This is a genomic window from Vibrio sp. 10N.222.52.C12 (assembly GCF_041474215.1).
GTDB lineage: Bacteria > Pseudomonadota > Gammaproteobacteria > Enterobacterales > Vibrionaceae > Vibrio > Vibrio crassostreae_C.
In genome coordinates this window covers 1-23,740 of record NZ_JBFRTR010000080.1, presented here as the reverse complement: position 1 = coordinate 23,740, position 23,740 = coordinate 1, and the positions used below count along the sequence as shown (strand labels likewise).

The window sequence follows — 23,740 nt, the reverse complement described above, 5'->3', positions numbered from 1 at the left end:
GCTAGAAGTAACAAAAAATAATAAGAAAAATTAGAAACATAGGACGTTGGCATGAAAACACTGAAAAACTACATAGCCCTTTCTCTGTCCGCTCTCGTTCTGGGTGGCTGTACTAGCTATCCTGAACAAGGCACAGGGGGTTTGGCTGAAAGTTACGATTCTATTAACTATCAAAACTCAGACTTCTCTCCTGTCATGCCAGACGAGCCTCTTGGTCCAGAACATGGATTACGCTTTGATTGGCAGCTCGCTAAATTGCACCTTGATGCTTTGATCCAAGAAGGTGCTCGTTGGTGTTTCCCAGCTGCTGTTGTTCAAGCAATCGAAAAGCAAAATCGTATTGCTCGTGAACTTCAAGGCGGTCTACTACTGGATGCAGCCAACGACTTAGTGATCCAAAGAAAACGCCTAAATGAACTTGAGGTCCAACTGGATTACGTAACTTCACAAGCCCGCTGTGAGCCACCAAAAAATGAAAATCAATTTAGAATGCAACTGTCGGTTATTGAACAGTTGTATGACCTGCTTAATGTTGACAACCAATTTGCGGAAAACTCGACTGAAGTAAATCCTAAATATATGGGAAGACTGGCCGAGGCGACCACTTTACTTAAAGAACACAAATCCCTAGACCTTGTTGTTACCGGCCATGCTGATGCAACGGGTGCCGAAGAATACAACGACAAGTTAGCACTTGGACGAGCGAAACAAGTCGAACGCTACCTGACTATTTTTGGACTAGGCGCTCAACGAATCAAAGCCGTCTCTGTTGGCGAAACCGTCCCTCTTTTTGAAGGTGAATCCGACGGCACGCGTTTAACGAACCGCCGAGTAAGTATTGAAATTGTCTCGCCTAAGAATGCCGAGAAAATGGGAGGTGGATTATGAAATCCTTGATCGCTTTTATCATCACCCTATCGTTATGCTTTGCGAATGTTGTCAATGCTAACGACGAGTTTTCAGATGCAGTTCAAGTCGGTGACCTTATCCAAGTTAACGTACCCGGTGAAAGTACCTTAAACACAGGTTTCCAAGTGGATAAGCGTGGCCGTATTACCCTTCCTGAAGTAGGCGCTGTGTTTGTTGCGGGTTACGACAGCGAACAGCTTAACAAAGTCGTTCTAGAGTCGCTGGCAACCGCTTACAAAGATCTTTCGAACGCTTCAGTGTATGTAAAAGAGCAGCAAATCATCATCTACGTGCAAGGTTATGTAGAACAGCCTGGCGAATACACGCTCTCATTAGGTTCTAGCATCCAAATGGCACTTTACGCTGCGGGTGGTTTACGCCCGGGCGCGCAACTGGATAAGCTGATTCTTAAGCGAGGCGCAGATAAGAAAGAGTTTAACTACAAACGATTCCTTGATTCAGGAGACGAGTCAGCATTACCTACTCTTCAATCACTGGATTCACTATTCGTTCCAGCTTCTCCATTAGTCGGTAACATCGAGCAAGAGTTTGACGCAGCAAAGCTTGCTAACTCAGGTGACAGTGCTGATTCTCGTAACTCCATCAAAGTGTTTGGTGAGGTGAACGCGCCGGGTTCGTTCACTTACAAAGAGAACACCGACCTTGTCGACGTACTTATGCGTTCGGGCGGCGTAACTCGTTATGCCAGTGTTGAGCAAATCCGAGTGATTTCGAACAACACCCCAACGCTATTCAACCTAAAACGTTACTTAGATTCTGGTGACGAAAGTCTGCTTCCAATTTTACGCCCGGGTGCGACCATTTTCGTTCCCAAGCAAGAAGAAGAGATCAAATCCGGCGCCAACATGGTTTACGTAATGGGCGAAGTCGCAGCCCCTGGTGCTTTTGAAGGCAAAAGAGACGCGACCTTTATGGATATCTTGGCGAATGCGGGCGGCCCAACTCGATTTGCAGAGTCACGACAAATCCGTGTTATCAAAGCAGATGGCAGAGTGCTTAAATTCGATTTAGCGGCTTACACTGAAGGCTTACCTAACTCTAACCCTCCTAGCATCAAAGCTGGTGACGCGATTTTCGTTCCCGAGAAAACCGACATGAACGAGAAGTCTTGGTTGAAAATCACGCCAGACAGAGCAGTTAACGTGATTGGTGAGGTGAATCGACCTGGTCGTATTGAATGGTCAGATGAAATGAATTTCATGGGATTATTGGCACACGTCGGTGGCCCTACGCTACGCGCTGACACATCGAAAATCGAAGTTGTTACTGGTAGAAAGCTAGTTGTGTTTAACCTTGATGATTTTATTCGAAATGGTGCGCCACGTGACCAAATGCCACAAATTCGAGCGGGCTCTATCGTGCGTGTTCACGACTTGCCACAAGATCCTTCAGACAATAAATCACAATGGGTTCGTCAAAGCTCTGATGCTTCGATCTACATCTTTGGACAAGTGAATGCACCCGGTCGTTACCGCTTCACCAAAGACATGCACTTCCTTGATATCTTGTCTGCGGCTGACGGTCCAACAAAGGATGCCGACATCCACAACGTTCGAGTAACGCATCGTGACAAAACCTATTCGCAAGTAAGCAAACTTAACTTATCACTGTACTTTGAAACCGGTGACGAATCGTTACTGCCAAACGTAACCACTGGCGACACGATTTACATCCCAGAGAAAGGCAAAAACTGGTTAGATACACCGAAAGAAGAAACCGTTCGTGTGCTTGGTGCGATTAACAATCCGGGGCGTTATGTGTTCAACGACAACATGACCATTCTAGATATTCTGGCAGAAGCAGCAGGACCTACCGACAATGCTTATGTAGAAAAAATTACCATCGTCAATATGTCTTGCTGCCAAGGTCAGGCTCGTACTTTTGACCTTGTTGAATTCAGCAAAACGGCGAACATTTACAACTTGCCGGTGCTACGCGCTGGTGACACGATTTACATCCCAGACCGTCGCGAAAGCTTTATTGAAAAAGCACGCGTCGGACTTGATGACATACTGCGTATCACCACCACCATCGTATTAATAGGAGCTTTATAATGACAATTTCAGCGACCCATGCCGAAGTCGAGCAACTGTATTTAGCTTCTGAACTTAACGGCCAAAAATCAATATGCGTCACCGCCTGCCATTCAGGTGACGGCGTAACATCTATTGCAACCGCATTAGCCGAGCGTTTTCTTCTTGCGGGTCATTCAACGCTTTATGTTGATCTCAACTTATTCAACCCTGCTTTCAAAGATTTGAATATGCTAGAAGATAATCAGCAAGGTCAACTGATAGAACATGTTGAATCTCAGCGTACGTTTATCGGTGTCCCTGCTCCACAAGTTGCTTCAACGCAATTGGCTTATAAAGATCCGACAACGTTACAAAACGTGGTCAACAAATGGTTAGAGAAATACGACAGAGTCATCATTGATACCTCACCGCTTCTCAACATAAACAAAGGCAACATTCCGGCTCAGTCTGTGGCGAGTGCTTGTGACAGCACATTGATGGTTGTCGCCTATGGTGAAACGTCGAGTCACCACCTAGAACAAGCGAAAAAGCTGCTTGATGCACAAAGTATCAACCTAATGGGCTGCGTGATGAACATGAAACAAAAGCCTAGCTTTGCACAAGAGATGGTCAGACAAATCAATCGAATGAAATTCATCCCCGCTAAGCTTCGCGATAGCTTGGCAAACAAGCTGTATCAAAATGAGTTTTTGAACCTTCCGATGTAACTTTCTTTTGCTACTTTCTGGCTGTCATTAAACCATGACAGCTACCTATCCTATTAGACTTCAAGCTCCAAAAGCTCTGAATAACTCAAAACCAAATTGGGTATTTTTGGCGAAGTTATTATTAAAAATAAGATTTTAAAAACCATTCAACGCATTTCACACACATCAATCATGGTCTTACCCCCTTTAAATCCCTTCAAAAATCAACAGCCCCATACCTAACTTTAGCGGTAATGTGACACAGACGATTAAAGTGCCATGTAAATCGCATCAAAGATGGAATTCGTACGATTATTCCCTAAGATTATAAATAGAGGTGGTTTTTGACGAATTTGTAATAGTTTGACAAAGTTATCCGATGGCTGTTGAAACACAGTGGATGAATTGGCAAATCACACTTCACTGACTTTGCACGTTTATCTATTCAAACTTCACCCATCCCTCCTTCTGCTCAAATGGTTCAAATACACGGAAAGGATCACCATCGAGCAATTTAGATAATCAATTTACCTTGGTTACCTTAGTTGTATTATTAAAGAGAAAGGAAACTCAATATGAAATACAAGTTAAGCTCCGTATTTTTGTTAGTAGCAGCAGCCAGCGGTAATGCTAACGCTGGAGAATGTGGCAGCGTAACAATCGCAGATATGAACTGGAACTCTGCAACACTGATCGCCAATATCGACCAATTCATCCTTGAACATGGTTATGGGTGTGATGCTGAACTTATCCCTGGCGACACTATGCCAACAGGCACGTCTATGATCGAAAAAGGCCAGCCTGATGTTGCACCTGAACTTTGGAGCAACAGCTTAAAAGACGCATTAGATAAAGGTGTTGAAGAAAAACGTCTTCGCTACGCAGGTAAAGCACTTGTGAACGGCGGCGAAGAAGGCTTTTGGGTTCCAGCTTACCTAGTAAAACAGTACCCTGAAATGGCAACCATCGAAGGCGTACGCAAAAACGCAAGCTTATTTAAACACCCTGAAGACCCAGATACATCTGCATTCTACAGCTGCCCTGCAGGCTGGAACTGTCAGATCAGCGCCGGAAACTTGTTTAATGCTCTTGAGCTAGAAAACAGCGGTTTCACGATTGTTGATCCAGGCTCGAGTGCCGGCTTATCTGGCTCTATCGCAAAAGCTTATGAACGTGAAGAAGCTTGGTTTGGTTACTACTGGGCACCGACCGCTGTTCTAGGTAAATACGACATGGTTAAAGTCGACTTTGGCAGTGGCGTTAATGAGGAAGAGTTCCTTAACTGTACCACCAAAGAAGATTGTGAATCGCCAAAAGCAACCATGTACCCGCCTTCACCTGTCCACACGATTACCACTGAAAGTTTTGCGTCACGTGCTCCTGAAGCGTACGACTACTTTACTAAACGTGGTTTCACAAACGACAAAATGAACTCGCTACTTGCTTGGATGGAAGACAACCAAGCTGATGGCGAAGAAGCGAGTCTGCATTTCTTAAGTGAATTCCCAGAAGTATGGCACCCATGGGTTTCTGAAGAAGTGGCTAAGAAAGTTGAAGCTCAGCTGTAAGAGCTTGATTTAATAACAAGTAATTACGCTTCAACAATAAAACAGAAATAACGTCGCTATACTTGATGTTATTCATGATTCGGAGCCCTTTTCATTAGCGATTTTCTTATCGCATGGACAAGTGGCTCCGAACTATAAGGATATAAAATGGCTGACAGCAATTGGTTATCAAGCTTTCCAGAGATGGAACGCGGTGATTTACGAACCATAAAAAAGACGCTAGATGGCGCATACCGTGAATTTTCCCGTGAATACGGCGAAATGATTGAATCTCTCTTTGACCCTCTTCTTTCATTCCTCGTTTGGTTTGAAAAACTCCTTATCTCAACACCTTGGATTATAGTCCTGGCTGTGTGTACCAGCCTTGTCTACGCAGCAAGCCGTTCTTGGAAACTGGCTCTAGGCTGTGTTGCTTCTCTACTTCTCATTGGTTACTTTGGAATGTGGGAAGACACCATGCGGACGCTCAGTATCATCACTGTATGTACCTTGGTTTCAATATTCTTGGGCATTCCGATTGGTATTGCGATGGCTCGTTCAAATCGAGCTCAGTCAATTGTTACGCCGATGCTCGATATCATGCAAACCATGCCTGCGTTCGTTTATTTGATTCCAGTGGTAATGCTACTGGGCATCGGTAAGATTCCAGGGCTAATCGCCGTGGTTATCTACGCGATTCCACCTGTAATTCGTCTAACTAACCTAGGCATACGCTTAGTTGATAAAGAAGTCCTTGAAGCCGCTACCGCTTTCGGTGCGAGCAAAAAGCAACGCTTATGGGGTGTTCAACTTCCTCTAGCAATGCCAACGATCATGGCGGGTATTAACCAAACCATCATGATGGCACTGTCTATGGTTGTTATCGCATCCATGATTGGTGTGAAAGGCCTAGGACAACCGGTTCTCAAATCGATTACTAACCAGTACTTCATATTAGGCTTGATGAATGGTTTCGCCATCGTTGCCCTCGCAATCCTTTTTGACCGCGCTTCTCAGGCGTACGCAAGAAGAACTAATGCGCATTTAGGAGGATTCAAGCATGACTAAACCATTGATTGAAATTAGTGGTCTGTACAAGGTGTTTGGACCGAAACCAATGTCTGTTATGAACCGAGTTCAAAACGGCGAACACAAAGATCAGATTCTTGCGGATACGGGTCATACCGTTGGTTTAAAAGAGATCAACCTTGAGATTAACCGTGGTGAAATCTTCGTTATCATGGGGCTTTCTGGCTCGGGTAAATCGACGCTGATTCGCCACTTCAACCGTTTGATTGACCCGACTCAAGGTAAAATCATGGTTGAAGGCATTGATGTGATGAGCCTCAACACTAAACAGCTAGAAGAGTTCCGTCGTCATAAAATGTCGATGGTATTCCAACGCTTTGGCTTAATGCCTCATCGCACTGTGGTTGAAAACGTTGCGTACGGGTTGGAAGTACAAGGCATCAAAAAAGAAGACCGTTTAGCAAAAGCCAACGAATGGTTAGAAACCGTGGGCTTGAAAGGTTACGGCAAGCAATACCCTGCGCAACTTTCAGGTGGTCAGCAACAACGTGTTGGCCTTTCTCGCGCTCTGTGTACTAACGCTGAAATCTTGTTAATGGATGAAGCCTTTTCGGCACTCGACCCTTTGATTCGAAGTGAAATGCAAGATCAGCTTATCGAACTTCAAGAGAAGCTTCATAAGACGATTGTTTTCATCACTCATGATCTGGACGAAGCACTCCGCCTAGGCGATAGAATCGCAATTTTGAAAGACGGCGAGTTAGTACAACAAGGCACACCACATGAGATTCTGCTAAATCCAGCCGATGATTACGTGGAAGCGTTCGTGAAAGACGTAAACCGTGCTCGTGCACTGACCGTTGAAACCGTTATGCAGCCTCCTCTGTATCGAATCACATCAGAAACAATTGAAGGTGCTTTGGCACAAATGAAGATGCTTAAAAACGATTACGCTTATCACGTAACAGATGACGGCTATCAAGGCCTAGTCACACAAGAAAGTCTACAAGACGCCGTTGAAGATTCATCGGTACATGATTTTAGTGATGAGATATACGAAGAAGTCCCTGCCATCTTACCAGATGCGGTGATTGAAGAAGTGCTACCGGACACTATGTCTTGTGACTACTCTCTTCCAGTTGTTGATGAAGACGGTAATCTAAAAGGTGAACTCGAGAGAAGCGCTGTTGCTGATATCTTCTCAGAAAGTAGCGAGGAAGAAGTAGAAGCCGACCCAAAGCCAAAGATTGATAAAGCTTCGTAGTTCTACTTTTCGTAATTTAAAGTACGGCTGTTTAGATTATCATCGTTTGAGTTATCGTTATTTGAGTTATTGCTATTTAGATTAGCCTAAACTTCATAAACCGCTCCAAGACCACTGCTGTTAATTCACTGCAGTGGTCTTTTTTTATTTGTATTGGCCTCGTTTTATCCTGAGATCTACCCGCACCTTAGGCTTGATAGGCACCTAAGTTTATATTTCATAAGAGAAAACAAAATTAAATCAGTCCGTTAGGTTTGTCACAAAGCCAGTAGCAAGATGAACGAGATGCCAAATAAATGCGCTATTTGTACGGCAACCAGTTGAAATTATTCTAGAAAATGACTAAAACTTAATAGTATTAACAGATATTAAGCTCAATAAAAGGACTTAGTTTGATGAATTCTACTTTAGCGTCAGACGCAGCTACAAATCTAAACTCACAACAAGTGAGCAAGCTTGTCGATGAAAGCGTTCTGGAGCAAATGATTCGCGATACAAGTGCGGACATTATCCCTATCTTGATCGACCATTATGTCGAAGAATCACAAACACGCTTGGTCGCTATAAAAGAGGCAGTCACGCAGAAAGACGCTCAAACACTTGAGTTCGAGGTCCACACTCTCGGCAGCACAGCGCTTTCGTTAGGTAATCGCCCTTTGGGTGAATTAGCTCGAGCTTTAGAAAAGCTATGTTTAGAACAGAGTCATGATGCGGCATTTCGACAAGTTGATGAATTACTAGAGCTCGCAGAGCGTTCAATAAAAGCCTTGCTTGAAAGGAAAGAGGCAGGCTTCAGCTAGCTTTGCATGTTCATTATCGGTATCAGATTAAAAACTCAAAACAGTCGTTATTAATATAGTCGCCATAAGATGGGCTCCATCATGAACAGCAATGCGAGAAGTTATACAGGCCGCTTCTTAAAAGATTGCATGTGGTAGATAACAAATACACAAGACTCGTATTGATGGTTGCATATCACTATGTTATTGATTGGTTAGGATAAAGTTTCAAAAGGAATACACAATGCGCCCTAAGGTATTGTTAGTTGAAGACTCCACCTCACTCGCCGTACTCTACAAGCAGTACGTAAAAGACGAGCCCTATGATATTTTCCACGTCGAAACCGGCGCGGAAGCTAAGACCTTCATTGAAAGGCACTCTCCACAGCTTGTGATTCTCGACCTTAAGCTTCCTGACATGCCAGGCGAAGAAGTCTTAGATTGGATTACTGCTAACGAAATACCGACCGCTGTCATCATCGCGACAGCGCATGGTTCAGTAAACATCGCGGTAGACCTTATCCAACGCGGTGCAGAAGACTTCTTAGAGAAACCCATTCAAGCCGATCGACTCAAGACCTCTGTTAGCTTGCATCTAAAAAGAGCGAAACTCGAAAACCTCGTCGATAACATGCAAAGCAAATTCGATCGTGATCGTTTTCATAATTTCATTGGCTCTTGCCTACCCATGCAGGCGGTTTACAAGATCATTGATTCGGTAGCACCAACCACTGCCAGCGTGTTTATTAACGGCGAAAGTGGTACAGGTAAAGAAGTGTGTGCGGAAGCGATTCACCAAGAGAGTCAGCGTAATGGTAAACCCTTCGTGGCCATTAACTGCGGCGCTATCCCTCGAGACCTAATGGAGAGTGAAATCTTCGGTCACGTTAAAGGTGCGTTTACCGGTGCGACAACCGACCGTAAAGGTGCAGCAATGCAAGCGCATGGCGGTACCCTATTTCTCGATGAGCTTTGTGAAATGGAACTGGAGATGCAGAAGAAGCTCCTCAGATTTTTGCAAACTGGTACGTTTACTCCACTCGGTGGCAACCGCGAGATTAAAGTGGATGTCAGAATTATCTGTGCGACCAACCGCGATCCACTGGTTGAAGTAGAAGAAGGACGTTTTAGAGAAGACCTTTACTATCGTGTTCACGTTGTGCCTATCGAAATGCCACCGCTTCGTGAACGAGGAAGTGACATTGTCACTCTTTGCAATCATTTCTTGAAGCTGTACGCGAAGCAAGATAAGAAGAAGTTTAAATCAATAGACAAAGAAACGCAGAATCTACTTAAACGTTATGCGTGGCCAGGCAATGTGCGTCAGTTGCAAAACATCATCCGTAACATCGTGGTGTTGAACAATGAAACGAGCGTGACTAAAGACATGTTACCGCCTCCGATTAATAAAGTAGATGCCGCTCCATCATCTAAATCAGTGACACCAATTCGAGTAACTGCGCCTCAACCTGCAGTTGTTGAAGCACCAGAAGCTAAGTTGCCACCGATTACTCCGGAAGAGTTGGAACAATCGTCAGTTGCTCAAGCTCACAATGAGCCGATGACGCCTGCATTTACCACAAGCGAAGGTGCTATTCGTCCAATGTGGCAAATAGAACGTGAAGCCATTCAACATGCCATCAATCATTGCGATGGGAATGTGTTAAACGCTGCTGTGCTGCTAGAACTTAGCCCTTCTACTGTTTATCGTAAGAAACAGGCTTGGGAATCGGAAGATGAGTACAATCAAGCCTAACCAAGGTGTACTCGACATAAACCTTCATGAGATTTGGCTGTTGATCGACAGCCAAACTTTTGGAGGCATAGAAACGCATGTTTTAGAATTAGCACAAGGCCTGATATCGGAAAGCGCTCAGTATTCAGAGGCTGTTCGTATCGTTCTTTTGACTAAGTTTAATCCTGAAGCGATCATCGTTGAAAAGTTGAATGCGCTGAACATCCCTTTTAGTTACCTCTCCGATTTAGCCTCATGTTCTGTAGATTCAAATGGCAATAGCGCGACACAGCTGAAACGTGCAATTCAACATTATCAACCAAGGCTTATCCATGCTCATGGTTACAAAGCCAGTTTGGTCAGCAAGTTAATCAAGCTTCCGCCTCGTTTCAACAACACAAAGCAAATCACCACTTATCACGCAGGTGAAACCCCAACAGGCAAAGTATGGCTTTATGATTGGCTCGACCGTTACAGCAGTTTTCTTTCTGATCAGTCGCTCGTGGTCAGTGAAAAGATTAAAGCGAAAGTGCCGAGTCAAACCCATCAATTGAATAACTTTGTTAAAATGCCAACCGGGTTAACAAGCTCCCCTTCATCAAGCCCATTCCATGTTGGTTTTGTGGGGCGATTGAGCCATGAAAAAGCGCCTGATCGATTTGTTGCATTAGCCAAACAGTTTCCTGATGTTCGGTTTGAGCTTTTTGGTGACGGGCCAGAAATGGACATCTTAGTTAAATCGCAGCCTGATAATGTGACCTTTCATGGGCATCAGACCAATATGGACGACGTCTGGAGCCAAATCGATCTGTTAATCATCCCTTCTCGCTTTGAAGGCTTACCTATGGCGGCATTAGAAGCCATGATTCGTGGCATTCCCGTTCTCGCCACCTCAGTTGGTAACTTGCCTCAACTCATCGAGCATCAAGTTAACGGCTACCTTGCAAATTCAGAAGCTGAGCTAGAACAGTTTTTATCTTTGTGGATGTCATTGACGAACGAGCAACGTGACTCTCTCAAGAGTCACGCGATAGAAACCGTGAAAAACCAATACTCTCCACAAGCCGTTGTCCCGCAGTTGTTGGAAATCTATCAACTCGACCGTTAATTCTAGCCTTAGTCGATAACTGGTTATTTGGGCTTGATGATTTAAGTACTTTAGTCAGTTTTATACTGATTCTCAAAATGACAAAACTCACCTCAAGGCTACGCCCTCACTTAATAATCCAGCATTAAATCAGTAAGTTAAACAAAATGCATAACTGGCACTCACTTTGCAATCTTTAACATCAGGCGTAACTACGTCTTAAAAAGATTACGAGCCGAGTCCTAAAGAGTTTATTTGCCAATAGAGGTCACAATGGTCAACCCTGAAGCCAATAGATTGCCAGTCATCATCACGATCAGCACCTTGTGTGTTGGGCTTGGTGTTGTTTGGTACTTTGTGCCTCACCCTGCTGTCATTGTGGCGCTCGCTCTTGTGCCATTGGCCGGGTTATTCGTGTTAAACAAAACATTCTGGTTAGTTTTACTGTTCGTTGTCTTTTCATTTTTCCGAATTCACGAAGCTATACCTCAGCTCTATTCGCTAAAAATACCGCTGATGCTTTCATTAGGCGCTCTGTCGGCTCTTCTATGGCATGCATTAATCAGTAAAGAACTTAAAATCTTCTGGCACCCTTGTTTAAATTGGCTCGCCATATTTTGGGTATTGGTTTTCATTGGTATTATCTTCGCGTCCAACAGGCCAATAGCACTAGCAGAATTCAAGGGCGTTTATTGGAAAATTATAGTGATGACGCTTGCGATTACTTGGCTAGTAAACACCACGGAAAATCTCGCAAAAACCGCGATGACGATTATCTACGCTGGCGCTTTAGTCAGCTCTATTGCCGTGTACAACTCAGTAAATGGTATTGGGCTTGTCGAGGGCTCACGCGTGACTATTGGCCGCGATTTTGGCTCTATGTTAGGTGACCCGAACGACCTAGCACTGGTACTGATGTTCCCACTCGCCTTTACAATAAGCCAAGCCACCACGACTGGCATCTCACGATCCAAACGTTTAATCAGTGCCTTAGTTTGTCTGTTACTGCTCGCCGCCATTATTGCCACTCAAAGCCGTGGCGGATTACTGGGTTGTATTGCGGTGATTGGTATTTTTGCGTGGAAGCTAGTGCGCTCTAAAGTTCTCTTAATCTCAGTGGGAACTGTCGCGGCCGTGGTGCTCTATTTAGTTGCTGGTATCTCAGACAGATCTTCTGGTGGTGCCGCTGAACAAGGTATCGATGAATCTGCAATGGGTCGAATCTATGCTTGGGAAGCAGCAATAAAGATGGCAGTTGAGAATCCACTGACCGGCGTAGGGTTGAACAACTTCTTCTCGAACTACTTCTTTTACAGTTCGCATTGGGACGGACTGAATCACGCCGTTCACAGTACCTGGTTTGGTGTGTTGGCAGAAACAGGCTTTATTGGTCTGATCATTTTTGTCTGCCTTATCGTTGCTTTGATCAAAACCTCTCGCTCTACGCTAACGAGGTTAAAAAACTCGGCCACAGAAATCGCCCCCGAACTCAATGCGGTCGCCTATGCGATCTATGCAGGTCTGATTGGAACAATCGTGTCGGGTACATTTTTGACTCAAGGCTTCAACTGGCCGATTTATATCCTCGCAGCACTCACAGTTTGCGTCTCAAAAGTATCTCAAACTGCCTGTCAAAATGAGAAAACCTAAAAGACACATTTTAACCTATTGAAAATATTATATTTATTAGATGGCACAATATATGAAAGTACTTCTATATAACAAAACAGAGGATTTTCATTATGACGTCAGTATCTATACATCAATTCAAACATTGGCTTAAGTTTCATCCTAATTCTCGAATTAGAAATGTGTTTTTCATTTTGAAAGACATCAGAAGCGCAGAGCTACCTACCCCTCAAGTACTTAATCGCTGCCTATATCAAGCGCACAAGCTAGTGGTGAGTTTGGTTTCTGGCTTTACGCGATTCTTTTACTGGACTCCGGCTTTCAAAGGTCGTGTGGCTCAATGTGGCAAACGCCTGTATTTGTATGGTGGACTGCCTTTCGTCAGCGGTCCGGTGCAAATTACGATTGGCGACAACTGCCGTATCTCTGGCCACACGACATTCTCTGGTTGTACTCAACAACTTGAAGGCTTGGAACACCCACTATTGTCGATTGGCAATAACGTCGACATTGGTTGGCAGTCGACTATCGCTGTTGGAGGTAAAGTGGTTATCTCTGACAACGTACGAATCGCAGGCGGCGCTTTTCTATTTGGATACTCTGGACACCCGCTTGATGCAAAACGCCGAGCGCTAGGTGAAGGTGACGACCCTCAGCAAATCGGTGACATCATTCTTGAACCCGATGTTTGGTTAGGCACGAATGTGACGGTTAAAGGTGGCGTAACCATCGGCGAAGGTGCCGTAATAGCCGCAGGCAGCGTAGTAACAAAGAACATCCCGGCTTTTGCAATCGCAGGCGGTAACCCAGCTCGAGTTGTCGGTCACATTAAACCCGTTGAAGTGACAGAATCCGATATGTTCGATTCGTTAGAGACTCATGGAGGTGACCATGCGTGATTTAATCGTATTTGGTGAAGACTTTGGTGGCCTACCTTCATCGACTCAACATTTAGTTCGTCACCTTGCTAAGCAACACAAAGTCTTATGGGTCAACTCTATTGGCTTAAGACAACCGAAGCTGTCCGCTAAAGATGCCAGCCGAGCGTTCAACAAGTTGTTTGGTAAAACCAAAGCCGTTACTCAAAACATGCTCGACTCTGAGGGACACGACAACATTACTATCGTTAACTTAAAGACAATCCCTGCGCCTGCTTCTAAATTTTCTAGAAAGTTGGCTCAGCAAATGATGTTGCACCAACTAAAACCGATTATTGCGGAGCTTAATCTGAACGCGCCTATCCTATGGACTTCTCTTCCGACCGCTGTTGATTTGTGCGGACACTTAGGCGAGTCATCTGTGGTCTATTACTGCGGTGATGATTTTAGCGCGCTGGCTGGTGTTGATCATGACACCGTTGCACAGCACGAATCAGAGCTAATCGAAAAATCAACGCTTATATTCGCGGCTAGCAAAAAATTGATGGGTAAATTTCCAAAGCATAAAGCGCATTTGCTACCACATGGTGTCGACGTAGACCTATTTTCAACACCCGCACCAAGAGCAAAAGATTTACCAAGCAACCACCGCCCTATTGCTGGTTTTTATGGCAGCCTTTCTAAGTGGCTTGATTATGAAATGATTGATCATGTTGCGAATGCGATGCCGGAATGGGACTTTGTTTTCATAGGTCCAAACGAGCTTGATACGCTCATGCTGCCTAAGTTGAGTAACGTACATTACCTTGGCCCTCGTCCACACCACACGCTACCAAGCTATTCTCAACACTGGGATGTGAGCTTGTTGCCGTTTGTTGATAACGAGCAGATCCGAGCGTGTAGCCCACTCAAACTAATGGAATACCTTGCGGCGGGCACACCCATTATCACAACACCGTTCCCTGCTTTGGTTCCATATCAAGGGCACGTAACCACGGTTGGCAGTGCCAACCAAATGATTTGGGCGCTTGATCATGCACGCGAGCTAAGCAACTCACCTATCTCTGTCGTCGAACAAGAGAGCTGGCAGAACCGTGGTAACTTCGTACATTGGATGTTGGAGCTATTATGAATAATCTGAAATTGCGGTTATTAGTCATCATCAATGCGATGTGGCGCCAACGCTACGTTATCGTTCTGCCAATGCTTATTTTGCCCTTTGTAGGCTTTGGTGTGAGCAAGTTGGCTCCAACTAAATATGACGCGCATACCAGTATGTTGATTCAAGAAACGGCCAAGATGAATCCATTCTTGGAAGACATTGCCGTTTCGACGATGCTCAAAGATCGACTTAACGCATTGAGAACACTGCTTCACAGTCGACATGTGCTTTACTCGGTCGCTGATGAACTGCAATTAACCACGCCAGATATGCCTGAAATTGAGAAACAAGAGATCATTACTGACCTGTCTCAACGTCTAACGGTGACTCAGCTTGGAAAAGATTTTCTAAAGATAAGTCTAACGTCGAACACACCAAATGGAATGGAAGCGACGCTGCGCTCGGTAAGTGAACATTTCATTGAACAGTTACTTGCACCGGAACGTTCATCGATTGAAGATTCAAGTAACTTCTTGAAAATCCATATCGACAAACGTAGCGCAGAGCTTGCAGAAGCAGAAGAAGCGCTAGCTGCATACATGAATGAGAATGTTCATTCGACGCCTGAGGTACAGAGCCAAAGTTTGAATCGCTTAGCTTCACTCAAACAAACATTGGCAGAAAAAGAGGCCGAGTTATCGGGTGTCGAAAAAAGTTTAGGGTCAATCGACCAACAACTTTCAAGAACCAACCCTGTGATCGGTAAATTAGAAGACCAGATCATCGACATTCGTAGCGACCTTACCTTGTTACAAGCTAAATACACGGACAAGCACAGTGCTGTGCAAGCTAAAGTGCGTGAGCTAGACAGACTAGAGAATGAACGTAAGAGTTTGCTCGAGGTAACCCAGCCAACGATGAACAGCGACCAGCTTTGGGACATCGCAAGTAGTACGACACTGAACAAACTTTCTGATACCCAACCTCTTCTGGTCACTCAATTACACAGCCTACAGCTGGTTCGTGCTCGCTTTGAGTCTTTAACTGAAGAGACCAAAAGCCTTCGAACTATGATTTTCGAATTAGAACACAAGGCCAATAACTTCGGCGAAAATGCAAAAGAGATGTACCGCCTTAAACGTCAAGTTGAAATCAAACGTCAACTATATGATGAACTGACAGAGCGTTATGAAATGGCTCAACTAACGGGTTCGCTTGGTGTATTCGAGCAAAACAAACGTGTGAAGATTATCGATTTGCCTTTCACACCGAGTGTCAAATCTAACATGCCGACTTTTGTTTTTATTCTGGCTGGATTCGTTGCAGGTATCGGTTTGGGTATTGGTTTAGCGGTATTGTTTGAACTGTTTGATTCTTCAATCAAACGCAAAGACGAAATCGAAGATATCTTGGGTGTCCCTGTGATAACGGTGATCCCTAAAATGAGCTAGTCAGCCTCAAAGCCATTTTTGACTTGCTAGATTCACAGCTTTCTAGCTTCCAAGCTTCGTGCATCCTAGAGCAAAACGCCAACACTCGGTTGGCGTTTTGTTTATTTAGAGCCCCAAGTTCTAATGCTACTTTCGATTTACCCAAGCCCTATGATTCAAACTGCCATTCAATTGTATTTTGTTTTGATTCCCATTTTGAGAAATGAAAACTGCCCTAGAATTAAATAATCTAAACAACTGAAAAATAACGGTTATTTAATTGGCACAACTCCTGCAATCTCCTTGTGTAGTTAAACGTTTTAAAGAAGTTACTTCAAGAGAAACGTCAGAAAGGCGAAACAACAATTATAAAGGCAGGGTCCAAACTATGAATACGCATTTAACGAAGCATGGCAAAAAGATCATACACGTTGTTCAGCACCTTGCACCGGGTGGATTAGAAACCCTAACTCTGGATTTGCTGCGCCTTGCTAAACCAACAGACCAAGTGTTGATTGTCAGTTTAGAGGGTACTAAACAAGAGTCTATAAACAACTGGCCGAAGCTAGAGCCATACAAAAAGCAAATCGTCTTTTTGGATAAAGCACCAGGCGTACAATTCAATATCATTATTAAGCTAATTAAAGCCTTCAATGCGATTCACCCTGATGTGGTTCATACCCATCATATTGGCCCACTGTTATACGCTGGTTATGCCGCTCGCGTAACCGGGGTTCCAACTCGAATCCATACCGAACATGACGCTTGGCATCTGAACAACAACAAACGTCGTCGATTACAAGCGCTTGCTTTAAAAGCTGCTCAACCAACGTTAGTTGCCGACGCGACACGTGTTTATAACCAACTACGCACTGCTTTTTCTTATGAGAACATCATTACCATCAAAAATGGCGTTGATTGTGAGAAGTTTAAGCCGATGTCGAAAGAACACGCGAGAGCAAAACTAAACCTGCCGACAGACAAACACATCATCGGTTGTGCAGGTCGACTAGAACATGTCAAAGGCCAAGACCAACTTATTAAAGCACTGACTCTTTTACCTGCAAACATGGTTGTCGCATTGGCTGGCGGCGGTACTAAACGCAATCAACTAGAGCAACTGACTAGCCGCTTGAATCTGAGTGACCGAGTCATCTTTCTTGGCTTAGTTGAAGACATGACCACGTTTTACGGAGCGTTGGATACGTTCTGCCTACCTTCACGCCACGAAGGACTGCCGCTTTCTACACTAGAAGCTCAGGCGTGCAACATCCCTACCGTCGCAATGAATGTAGGAGCTGTCGATGAAACCTTATGTCCAGTCAGCGGCGCCCTAGTCAAAAGCGGCAGCATTGTGGGGTTAGCTAGTGCGCTATTAGAAAAGCAAAATGAACGCTTTTTGTCACCTCGTCGTTACGTGCTCGACAACTTCGACATCATCAAAATGGTTTCGTCTTACAACGATATATCAGAAGGAGCTTACGCATGATTGATTGGTTGCTTGCGGGACTTTGTTTGTTTTCAGGTGCGTTGATTGTCTATCATCACGCAGCCTACCCTTTGTTACTGCGTTGGTATGCGAAAAGCCACCCCGCACGCAAAGTTGAAGAGAGTCATCGTTGCTACAAAGAGGAACAGCAAGATTGCACGTTGCCGACCATCACCGTTCTTGTTCCTGCATTTAACGAAGAACAGTGGATCGCAGACAAGATTCGTAACCTTGCTTCACTCGATTACCCAAAAAAGAAGTTGGAAGTCATTATCGCTTGCGATGGTTGCACTGATAACACAGTCGCCATTGCACAAATGACCATACAAGAAGCGATGTGCAGTGATGTCTATTTTGAGATACATGACCATCAAGTAAACCGAGGTAAAGTCGCGGTTGTTAATGAAGAAGTGACACGTATAACCAGTGATATCACGGCGATGAGTGATGTTTCTGCCCTTATTTCATTGGATGCTTTGCTTATAGCTGCCGCTCATTTTGAAAGTGACAAGGTTGGAGTGGTAAACGCAACGTATCAACTTTGTCCAACAGGCAATGAAGGCGAAAACACGTATTGGCAGTACCAAACCGCGGTTAAAGAGTCTGAGGCTTCGTTAGGTTCTAGCTTGGGTTCTCATGGCGCTTTCTACTTGTTTAGAACACACCTGTTTGAACTGCTTCCACTCAACACTATTAATGATGATTTCATCTTACCGATGCAAATCGTTAAACAAGGTTACATCGCAGAATACGAAACCCAAATGGTTGCATTAGAGCTAGAGGAATCGAACCTAGAAACGGACTTCAAAAGAAGACTTCGTATTTCAGCGGGTAACATGCAACAAGCGATTCGATTATTTGGCTTGTTCAGCCCGAAGTTCAAAGGCATCGCGTTTGCGTTCTTTTCAGGAAAAGGACTTCGCCTGCTCACTCCCTATTTAATGATTGTGTGCTTAGTGTGCTCAATCTTACTTAGCAACTACTTGGTATTTGAAGCGCTGTTATGGGCTCAAGTTGCCGTTTATACCATTGGCGTCCTTGGCTGCATCTTGCCAAAGCGTCTAGTAAACAAACCTATTTCATTGATCTCTTATTTGATAGTTGGACACTACGCCAACTTCATTGGTGGCATTCGTTACCTAATCGGACTAGAAAACTCACCTTGGGCACGAGCAAATCATTAAGGACTTATTATGATGAACATCGAACAGCTATCTACCCGAAACCTATACCAATACAAAATCTCACGTGCTAAACGTACTTTCGATTTTGTAAGCTCACTGATTGCTTTGATTTTGCTAGCGCCCGTATTTCCGTTGATTGCGATGGCGATTGCACTCACTTCTCGTGGCCCTATTTTCTACCGTCAATTGCGCGTTGGTAAATCGACACCGGAGAAAATGGAAATCTTTGAGATCATGAAATTCCGTAGCATGTACGAGGATGCAGAAACTCGCTCTGGTGCAGTTTGGGCTACCGCGAATGACCCGCGAATCACGCCTGTTGGCCGCTTTTTGAGAAAGACACGTCTTGATGAACTGCCACAACTGATCAATGTACTGAAAGGTGAAATGTCTCTAATTGGCCCGCGCCCTGAACGCCCTACTTTTTACACCAAACTAGAGAACGAAATTCCTTACTTTGCCGACCGCACATACGGTGTAATGCCTGGTATTACAGGGCTTGCACAAGTAAATCAAGGTTACGACACCTGTATTGATGATGTACGTCGTAAAGTAGGTTTTGACCACAGTTATGCACTAAGCCTATGTTCGGTTAAGTCTTGGATTGCCGCTGATCTCAGCATCATCTCTAAAACAATCATCGTAATGGTAGATGGTCGAGGTCGCTAAACCAGTATGGTCTAATGTGGATACAAAGCCTGTTTTCTATAAAGCCTTAGGGGGCGATTGGAGAGTCGCTAATGAAACACAGAGTGCCGAATTAGCCCACGTTAACTAGACTCGCTGCTCTCGGTTCTCAGTTGAATGGTGTAATAAGGTTTCTTCCCTATCAATTGACGTAAACATTGGCAATGAATGTATAACGCAGATGTGGCTTGAGTTAGGGATTAGAAATTAAGAGCTGAGAGCTCAGAATTAAGAGTTAAGACGAGAAAGCTTATATTCATAGAAAACCACGGCACTTTCGTCAGAGGCTTGCTCAACAAAACCTAGCTTATTAAGTAAGTGTGTAGAGGCTATGTTTGAACGGTCGACACCGCCAATCAGTGTGGACCATGACTCGGTTTTTGCGACTTCTGTGATGAAACTCTGCAATAACTCACTCGCGAAACCCTTGCCCCAGCATTCTTCTGCAAGCAAGTAGCCAATATGAGCATCACTTTCGTCTTCTACATAAGCGAACAGAAAACCAATTAATTGATTATCGTTGGATTTCACTTGAAGTAAGCGGCTCTCCGACAACATTCGGTCGAGCCAAATTTCAGCCAGCTCACGGGACACAATACCGTGAAAGTATGGTGGAAGGTTTTCAACGACTGACGGGATTAGAATGCCAGGTACTCGCTCAAGCAGAGCCGAACGTTCAGGAACAGTAAGTTCACCTGCGACTTCTTCTACTTTTAGTCTTTGAGTTTCAAACGAGATCGCCATGTGTCCTGCCCAATTTGATAAAAATGTGGATTATACACCTGAGTTCTCGTGTTGGCTTCGTTTCCAGGCTAAAGCAAACTAAAGAACAGCCACGCCTTCAACTTCAATCACTGAGTTAACATTTGCTCGCTCGATTATCTTGAGTAACGTCGTTTGAACTAACTCATTATCTCGGATTTCGGTTTCACAAGAAAAACGCTCTTCTTGAACACCATCGCCCTCACCCAGCATAAATTGAACTGCGACTTCCGTTGCGAGATCTTTGGTCGCTCCGTAGTACGCTAACGTGATTTTTGGGTATCCGTGGTCGCCTTTTTTAACCTGCTTTGCGATACGTTTCTTGGCTTTATCTAAATTCATGCAACTTCCTTTTAAGTCTGAAATACAAGGTGACTAGAACACCTTTTTAAACGGTAAGCAATACAATCAGCGTTGGTTATAGAGATTCCCTAGCCTCTTGATACTAATCAAGATGGTACACTCTTAACGCTTTAAAGAGTGATAGCTAGAACACAGATAACCAGTTTAAGAAATATAATGACAGCGCGTAAGAATTACGCGCCAAGAAGCGGTAGATGTTTTCGTTGTTGATAAGTTAAGGCTAACTCTAAGCACTGCTTGATTGGTGCTTTGGGAAGTGGTTCAGTTAGGTTCAAGATGATTGCCCGATTACCTTGAAATGCCAATGTGTCATCGTGCAATTCTCTGAATGTGTCGATTAGCTTTGTTTGACAGTTAAAGAACAAGTAATAGTTATTTGGCGATTTTAATTTCCAATCGATTCGAATTGGACTGCCCGTCTTAACGCTGTAACTCGGCTCGCCCCATTTCAGAGACTCTTCGACTTCACCTAAATCCAAATCAGAGCAAAGCTCTAAGATTAATGAACGCAACTCTTCAAGCCGAGCTCGAACATCATCGGGATACTGATCGAAATGTGTTTTGATTGCTTGGTCCATTCAACCTCCGATTCATTTGTTGTGATATTAAAGTGCAGCTCACTTAAAGCATAGAACCTTAAACATTAGCCCAACTTAAAACGAAAAGTGCCAAGCCTCATAAATTACTTTTGAGTTATCTGTTCGTTAGCGGTTTTCAAGGCCAGCTTTAAACCATCCTTATCCTTACAACCAATGTAAACATGCTTTCCATTACTTAAGCTTAACTTCAGCGCTGAACCTATTGATGCATTATACAACCAGCCATCGCTCAGCATTCGGATGCCAATACCTTGATACCACTTACTTTGATAGAACGATGTCTCTATAATGTCTGACACGTCTACATTCTTACGCCAAAAACCAAAGCCGAAATACCAGCTTAGTACATTGTCTTTGACCTCAATTGTCATGGAGAAAAAGAGCAAAGCAATTAAACCATTGATGGCGTGAGCGATTAATGTCCCGGGGTTATTATCAGAGGTAACGACAATGAAAGCACTTATCGCAACGAGGATAAGCAGCAATCCCTTGTTGAATTCCTTACTATAAAACACAGCGACAACTCCTATAGACAACGAACAACCCATTAACTAGCCAACAGCTATCTTACTGCGGCCTTTCTAAATAATCGTAGCAAGTAATGCAGGCATACTCCCACAACCAAACCAAGTAGCATCGCCTTGATACTACCAACCCAAAGTATCAAGCCAGAATAACCTTGTCCCGGACCTAAGCCTTGTTTATTAATCACATCGACGAACATAAATCCGTTCCACAGCACATGCAGTGAGGCTGTAAATCCATGCACACAAATTGCGACGGTTCCAAGTAACTTGTACCTGTTAATGACTGGTGCGCCACAAAAAATGACAACAAGCGCAAAGGTAAAAATCAGAGGGCCAGACAGTACTAAAGTGAGTGTGATTACTTCAACGTGGCTCTCTATGCCATAACTGTATGTACAAAATACCATTGTCATTGAAAACAAAAGCGAAATGAGTGCGAACCATAGTGTTCTATTCATTGGGGTTCCCTGCCTTAATTGTGGGTTTAGGACAAATTCGATAATCGACAGGAAGAACTAATTACCAAAAATACGGCATGAGAAATGCCCTTGTTACACGACTATTCGATGGACAACTCAGACTTTCACAAACCCAATGTAACGTGAGACTTAGAACATAAGTTAGATAACAAAAACACCACTCACCTGCGCTCCTGACTGCATACCTTATTGAGCGCCCTGTTGAACCCAAACAACATTTTCATTTGAAGTGGGAACCTCAAACCAAGACCAAAACAGGTCTAACATTTCAGGTGTCATTTCATAAGACTTACCATTGAGTTCCGAGTTACGGTTAAATGCCCTCTCCTTACAAGTCTCAAACGGGACATCAAGGTAGTGAACTTCGCTGTCCACGCCTAGGTTTGATGCCCAGCTTATAAAAGAATCTCGGTCGGACTTACGCCAAAAACCAAAATCAAAAATCACCGGAACACCCAAGGAAAAGAGCTGTATTGCAGAGTCCTTGAATAACCCTTGTAGCGCAGCCAGCCGGCTATCAAAAACTTCACGCTCCATATGCTCGCCATACAAAGGAATCATCCACTCATCAATCGAGAAACGAAAGGCGCCATGCTTTTCTGCAAGCGCTTTCGAGTAAGTCGTCTTACCCGAACCGATAAAGCCACATACGAAATAGATTTTAGTCATGATGCCCCATTAGTCTCCTTGTTACGCATGATTCTTTCTTTTAGAAGTGTACCAATACTGCTAACGACAAACGTAAAAGCAAACGCCACAAGTGGCTGATAGAAATCAAACGCACCATCCGTCATAAAAAAGTACTGATGAATAGCAACACCAAAACCAACACCTAATGCCAGCTTCAGGTTCTTGAAAATTCCTTGTTTCATGTTCATTCCCTCGTAGCAAGCAAAACTATGTATAGGTTTGAGTGGCGTTATGACTAGAACTTAAACCATTGTGACATAGACGTTTAAACTGAAGTAAGCCGAAAATACCAAGCGTTGGACATCGCTTTTAAATTTCTTGCATGCTCGTTACAACACACATTGTCCTACTGATTTTTAGGTATTAATTTATTTTTTGATTATGCAGGCTTGGCAATTTATGATCTATGGATGCAATTCAGAGAAACCCAAAATGACATATAAGAACGTAATAAGAATCTCAGCTATAGGTACACGCGGTAAAGTTAAAGGCCTAGAGTTCGTCGCAAAACAGAACCTCGATGGTCAATATATACTAAATGGAATAGTTCATACGCCCACCGATTCTAATAGGACCAACAAAGCTAAGAATAAGGTATATGCGTCTACACTGACTGAGGCCGCCAACCTGCTTTCAACCAACGAATACTTAATCAACTTAACCTGTACAGATCCGATTGGAGGGCGAGCTCTACGTGAGTACAACAAAGTAAAGGTTACTGAAGGCTAAAACAATATCGACAAGGATGTCTCCACTAGATCGGGCCAACTACAGAATCCGTCTTAAATGCTTTGTATGGATAATAAGCACTCCAATCGGGTAATGTGA

Annotated in this window: 24 protein-coding genes; 17 read left to right on the top strand and 7 right to left on the bottom strand. The window is 43.9% G+C overall.

Translation table 11 applies throughout. From position 1 onward, the window contains the following. Window positions 1–51: 51 nt before the first annotated feature. From AB4623_RS15315 to AB4623_RS15240, 16 genes are all read left to right on the top strand, one after another. A complete protein-coding gene (locus tag AB4623_RS15315) occupies window positions 52–888 on the top strand; it encodes an OmpA family protein (protein WP_102428867.1) in 837 nt (278 codons plus the stop codon). After that, window positions 885–2,984: an SLBB domain-containing protein gene (locus AB4623_RS15310; RefSeq protein ID WP_017067079.1), complete on the top strand. Its 2,100-nt coding sequence runs from the start codon at window positions 885–887 to the stop codon at window positions 2,982–2,984. The genes AB4623_RS15315 and AB4623_RS15310 overlap by 4 nt, the downstream gene beginning before the upstream one ends. Beyond that, the gene (locus AB4623_RS15305; RefSeq protein ID WP_017059593.1) at window positions 2,984–3,673 is read left to right on the top strand and encodes a tyrosine-protein kinase family protein; all 690 of its coding nucleotides are present in this window, start codon (window positions 2,984–2,986) and stop codon (window positions 3,671–3,673) included. Before AB4623_RS15310 ends, AB4623_RS15305 begins: the two co-directional genes overlap by 1 nt. A gap of 554 nt (window positions 3,674–4,227) precedes the next feature. Beyond that, window positions 4,228–5,220 carry an ABC transporter substrate-binding protein gene (locus tag AB4623_RS15300; protein ID WP_017059592.1) on the top strand — a complete coding sequence of 331 codons (993 nt, stop codon included), beginning with the start codon at window positions 4,228–4,230 and terminating at the stop codon, window positions 5,218–5,220. A 147-nt stretch (window positions 5,221–5,367) separates the two neighbouring features. Then, window positions 5,368–6,267 (top strand): ABC transporter permease, encoded by a 900-nt coding sequence (locus AB4623_RS15295; RefSeq protein WP_372146802.1) that lies wholly within the window; start codon window positions 5,368–5,370, stop codon window positions 6,265–6,267. Further along, window positions 6,260–7,492: a glycine betaine/L-proline ABC transporter ATP-binding protein gene (locus AB4623_RS15290; protein ID WP_017059590.1), complete on the top strand. Its 1,233-nt coding sequence runs from the start codon at window positions 6,260–6,262 to the stop codon at window positions 7,490–7,492. The genes AB4623_RS15295 and AB4623_RS15290 overlap by 8 nt, the downstream gene beginning before the upstream one ends. Before the next feature lie 395 nt (window positions 7,493–7,887). Beyond that, the gene (locus tag AB4623_RS15285; protein ID WP_017066737.1) at window positions 7,888–8,292 is read left to right on the top strand and encodes an Hpt domain-containing protein; all 405 of its coding nucleotides are present in this window, start codon (window positions 7,888–7,890) and stop codon (window positions 8,290–8,292) included. A 223-nt stretch (window positions 8,293–8,515) separates the two neighbouring features. Further along, window positions 8,516–10,027: a sigma-54 dependent transcriptional regulator gene (locus tag AB4623_RS15280; protein WP_136978470.1), complete on the top strand. Its 1,512-nt coding sequence runs from the start codon at window positions 8,516–8,518 to the stop codon at window positions 10,025–10,027. Next, window positions 10,008–11,114 (top strand): glycosyltransferase family 4 protein, encoded by a 1,107-nt coding sequence (locus tag AB4623_RS15275; protein WP_372146800.1) that lies wholly within the window; start codon window positions 10,008–10,010, stop codon window positions 11,112–11,114. The genes AB4623_RS15280 and AB4623_RS15275 overlap by 20 nt, the downstream gene beginning before the upstream one ends. Before the next feature lie 252 nt (window positions 11,115–11,366). Beyond that, window positions 11,367–12,743, top strand: a complete 1,377-nt coding sequence (locus tag AB4623_RS15270; protein WP_372103337.1) for an O-antigen ligase family protein — start codon at window positions 11,367–11,369, stop codon at window positions 12,741–12,743. A gap of 92 nt (window positions 12,744–12,835) precedes the next feature. Further along, a complete protein-coding gene (locus AB4623_RS15265) occupies window positions 12,836–13,621 on the top strand; it encodes a DapH/DapD/GlmU-related protein (protein WP_372135014.1) in 786 nt (261 codons plus the stop codon). Next, on the top strand, window positions 13,614–14,732 hold the full coding sequence (locus AB4623_RS15260; RefSeq protein ID WP_136978473.1) for a glycosyltransferase: 1,119 nt from the start codon (window positions 13,614–13,616) through the stop codon (window positions 14,730–14,732). The genes AB4623_RS15265 and AB4623_RS15260 overlap by 8 nt, the downstream gene beginning before the upstream one ends. Beyond that, entirely contained in the window at window positions 14,729–16,153 is a 1,425-nt protein-coding gene (locus tag AB4623_RS15255) for a Wzz/FepE/Etk N-terminal domain-containing protein (RefSeq protein ID WP_017063900.1), read from the top strand. The genes AB4623_RS15260 and AB4623_RS15255 overlap by 4 nt, the downstream gene beginning before the upstream one ends. Window positions 16,154–16,520: 367 nt before the next feature. Then, window positions 16,521–17,621, top strand: a complete 1,101-nt coding sequence (locus AB4623_RS15250) for a glycosyltransferase (RefSeq protein WP_372146798.1) — start codon at window positions 16,521–16,523, stop codon at window positions 17,619–17,621. After that, on the top strand, window positions 17,618–18,805 hold the full coding sequence (locus tag AB4623_RS15245) for a glycosyltransferase family 2 protein (protein WP_372146796.1): 1,188 nt from the start codon (window positions 17,618–17,620) through the stop codon (window positions 18,803–18,805). The genes AB4623_RS15250 and AB4623_RS15245 overlap by 4 nt, the downstream gene beginning before the upstream one ends. A 9-nt stretch (window positions 18,806–18,814) precedes the next feature. Then, the gene (locus AB4623_RS15240; RefSeq protein WP_372146794.1) at window positions 18,815–19,474 is read left to right on the top strand and encodes a sugar transferase; all 660 of its coding nucleotides are present in this window, start codon (window positions 18,815–18,817) and stop codon (window positions 19,472–19,474) included. Between the two features lie 246 nt (window positions 19,475–19,720). On the opposite strand, the gene AB4623_RS15235 is transcribed toward AB4623_RS15240, so the two are convergent. The 7 genes from AB4623_RS15235 to AB4623_RS15205 all read right to left on the bottom strand — a co-directional run bounded on the left by AB4623_RS15235 (window position 19,721) and on the right by AB4623_RS15205 (window position 23,094). Next, on the bottom strand, window positions 19,721–20,236 hold the full coding sequence (locus AB4623_RS15235; protein ID WP_372146792.1) for a GNAT family N-acetyltransferase: 516 nt from the start codon (window positions 20,234–20,236) through the stop codon (window positions 19,721–19,723). Between the two features lie 78 nt (window positions 20,237–20,314). After that, complete coding sequence (locus tag AB4623_RS15230) at window positions 20,315–20,596, bottom strand: hypothetical protein (RefSeq protein ID WP_017063905.1); 282 nt, start codon at window positions 20,594–20,596, stop codon at window positions 20,315–20,317. 194 nt (window positions 20,597–20,790) lie between these two features. Continuing rightward, entirely contained in the window at window positions 20,791–21,195 is a 405-nt protein-coding gene (locus tag AB4623_RS15225) for a DUF1801 domain-containing protein (RefSeq protein WP_372146791.1), read from the bottom strand. 104 nt (window positions 21,196–21,299) lie between these two features. Beyond that, window positions 21,300–21,764 carry a hypothetical protein gene (locus AB4623_RS15220; protein WP_102548087.1) on the bottom strand — a complete coding sequence of 155 codons (465 nt, stop codon included), beginning with the start codon at window positions 21,762–21,764 and terminating at the stop codon, window positions 21,300–21,302. A gap of 14 nt (window positions 21,765–21,778) precedes the next feature. Further along, entirely contained in the window at window positions 21,779–22,201 is a 423-nt protein-coding gene (locus AB4623_RS15215; RefSeq protein WP_102450162.1) for a hypothetical protein, read from the bottom strand. 207 nt (window positions 22,202–22,408) lie between these two features. Then, complete coding sequence (locus AB4623_RS15210) at window positions 22,409–22,891, bottom strand: AAA family ATPase (protein WP_372146790.1); 483 nt, start codon at window positions 22,889–22,891, stop codon at window positions 22,409–22,411. Beyond that, window positions 22,888–23,094, bottom strand: a complete 207-nt coding sequence (locus tag AB4623_RS15205) for a hypothetical protein (RefSeq protein ID WP_060982001.1) — start codon at window positions 23,092–23,094, stop codon at window positions 22,888–22,890. Before AB4623_RS15205 ends, AB4623_RS15210 begins: the two co-directional genes overlap by 4 nt. Window positions 23,095–23,344: 250 nt before the next feature. Between AB4623_RS15205 and AB4623_RS15200 the strand changes: the two genes are divergently transcribed. After that, window positions 23,345–23,641 (top strand): hypothetical protein, encoded by a 297-nt coding sequence (locus tag AB4623_RS15200; RefSeq protein ID WP_372146788.1) that lies wholly within the window; start codon window positions 23,345–23,347, stop codon window positions 23,639–23,641. The last annotated feature ends 99 nt before the right edge of the window (window positions 23,642–23,740 follow it).

Coding starts and splice junctions, on each gene's coding strand:
- AB4623_RS15315 (WP_102428867.1), top strand. CDS start 52: ATGAAAACACTGAAAAACTACATAGCCCTTTCTCTGTCCGCTCTCGTT.
- AB4623_RS15310 (WP_017067079.1), top strand. CDS start 885: ATGAAATCCTTGATCGCTTTTATCATCACCCTATCGTTATGCTTTGCG.
- AB4623_RS15305 (WP_017059593.1), top strand. CDS start 2,984: ATGACAATTTCAGCGACCCATGCCGAAGTCGAGCAACTGTATTTAGCT.
- AB4623_RS15300 (WP_017059592.1), top strand. CDS start 4,228: ATGAAATACAAGTTAAGCTCCGTATTTTTGTTAGTAGCAGCAGCCAGC.
- AB4623_RS15295 (WP_372146802.1), top strand. CDS start 5,368: ATGGCTGACAGCAATTGGTTATCAAGCTTTCCAGAGATGGAACGCGGT.
- AB4623_RS15290 (WP_017059590.1), top strand. CDS start 6,260: ATGACTAAACCATTGATTGAAATTAGTGGTCTGTACAAGGTGTTTGGA.
- AB4623_RS15285 (WP_017066737.1), top strand. CDS start 7,888: ATGAATTCTACTTTAGCGTCAGACGCAGCTACAAATCTAAACTCACAA.
- AB4623_RS15280 (WP_136978470.1), top strand. CDS start 8,516: ATGCGCCCTAAGGTATTGTTAGTTGAAGACTCCACCTCACTCGCCGTA.
- AB4623_RS15275 (WP_372146800.1), top strand. CDS start 10,008: ATGAGTACAATCAAGCCTAACCAAGGTGTACTCGACATAAACCTTCAT.
- AB4623_RS15270 (WP_372103337.1), top strand. CDS start 11,367: ATGGTCAACCCTGAAGCCAATAGATTGCCAGTCATCATCACGATCAGC.
- AB4623_RS15265 (WP_372135014.1), top strand. CDS start 12,836: ATGACGTCAGTATCTATACATCAATTCAAACATTGGCTTAAGTTTCAT.
- AB4623_RS15260 (WP_136978473.1), top strand. CDS start 13,614: ATGCGTGATTTAATCGTATTTGGTGAAGACTTTGGTGGCCTACCTTCA.
- AB4623_RS15255 (WP_017063900.1), top strand. CDS start 14,729: ATGAATAATCTGAAATTGCGGTTATTAGTCATCATCAATGCGATGTGG.
- AB4623_RS15250 (WP_372146798.1), top strand. CDS start 16,521: ATGAATACGCATTTAACGAAGCATGGCAAAAAGATCATACACGTTGTT.
- AB4623_RS15245 (WP_372146796.1), top strand. CDS start 17,618: ATGATTGATTGGTTGCTTGCGGGACTTTGTTTGTTTTCAGGTGCGTTG.
- AB4623_RS15240 (WP_372146794.1), top strand. CDS start 18,815: ATGATGAACATCGAACAGCTATCTACCCGAAACCTATACCAATACAAA.
- AB4623_RS15235 (WP_372146792.1), bottom strand. CDS start 20,236: ATGGCGATCTCGTTTGAAACTCAAAGACTAAAAGTAGAAGAAGTCGCA.
- AB4623_RS15230 (WP_017063905.1), bottom strand. CDS start 20,596: ATGAATTTAGATAAAGCCAAGAAACGTATCGCAAAGCAGGTTAAAAAA.
- AB4623_RS15225 (WP_372146791.1), bottom strand. CDS start 21,195: ATGGACCAAGCAATCAAAACACATTTCGATCAGTATCCCGATGATGTT.
- AB4623_RS15220 (WP_102548087.1), bottom strand. CDS start 21,764: ATGGGTTGTTCGTTGTCTATAGGAGTTGTCGCTGTGTTTTATAGTAAG.
- AB4623_RS15215 (WP_102450162.1), bottom strand. CDS start 22,201: ATGAATAGAACACTATGGTTCGCACTCATTTCGCTTTTGTTTTCAATG.
- AB4623_RS15210 (WP_372146790.1), bottom strand. CDS start 22,891: ATGACTAAAATCTATTTCGTATGTGGCTTTATCGGTTCGGGTAAGACG.
- AB4623_RS15205 (WP_060982001.1), bottom strand. CDS start 23,094: ATGAAACAAGGAATTTTCAAGAACCTGAAGCTGGCATTAGGTGTTGGT.
- AB4623_RS15200 (WP_372146788.1), top strand. CDS start 23,345: ATGACATATAAGAACGTAATAAGAATCTCAGCTATAGGTACACGCGGT.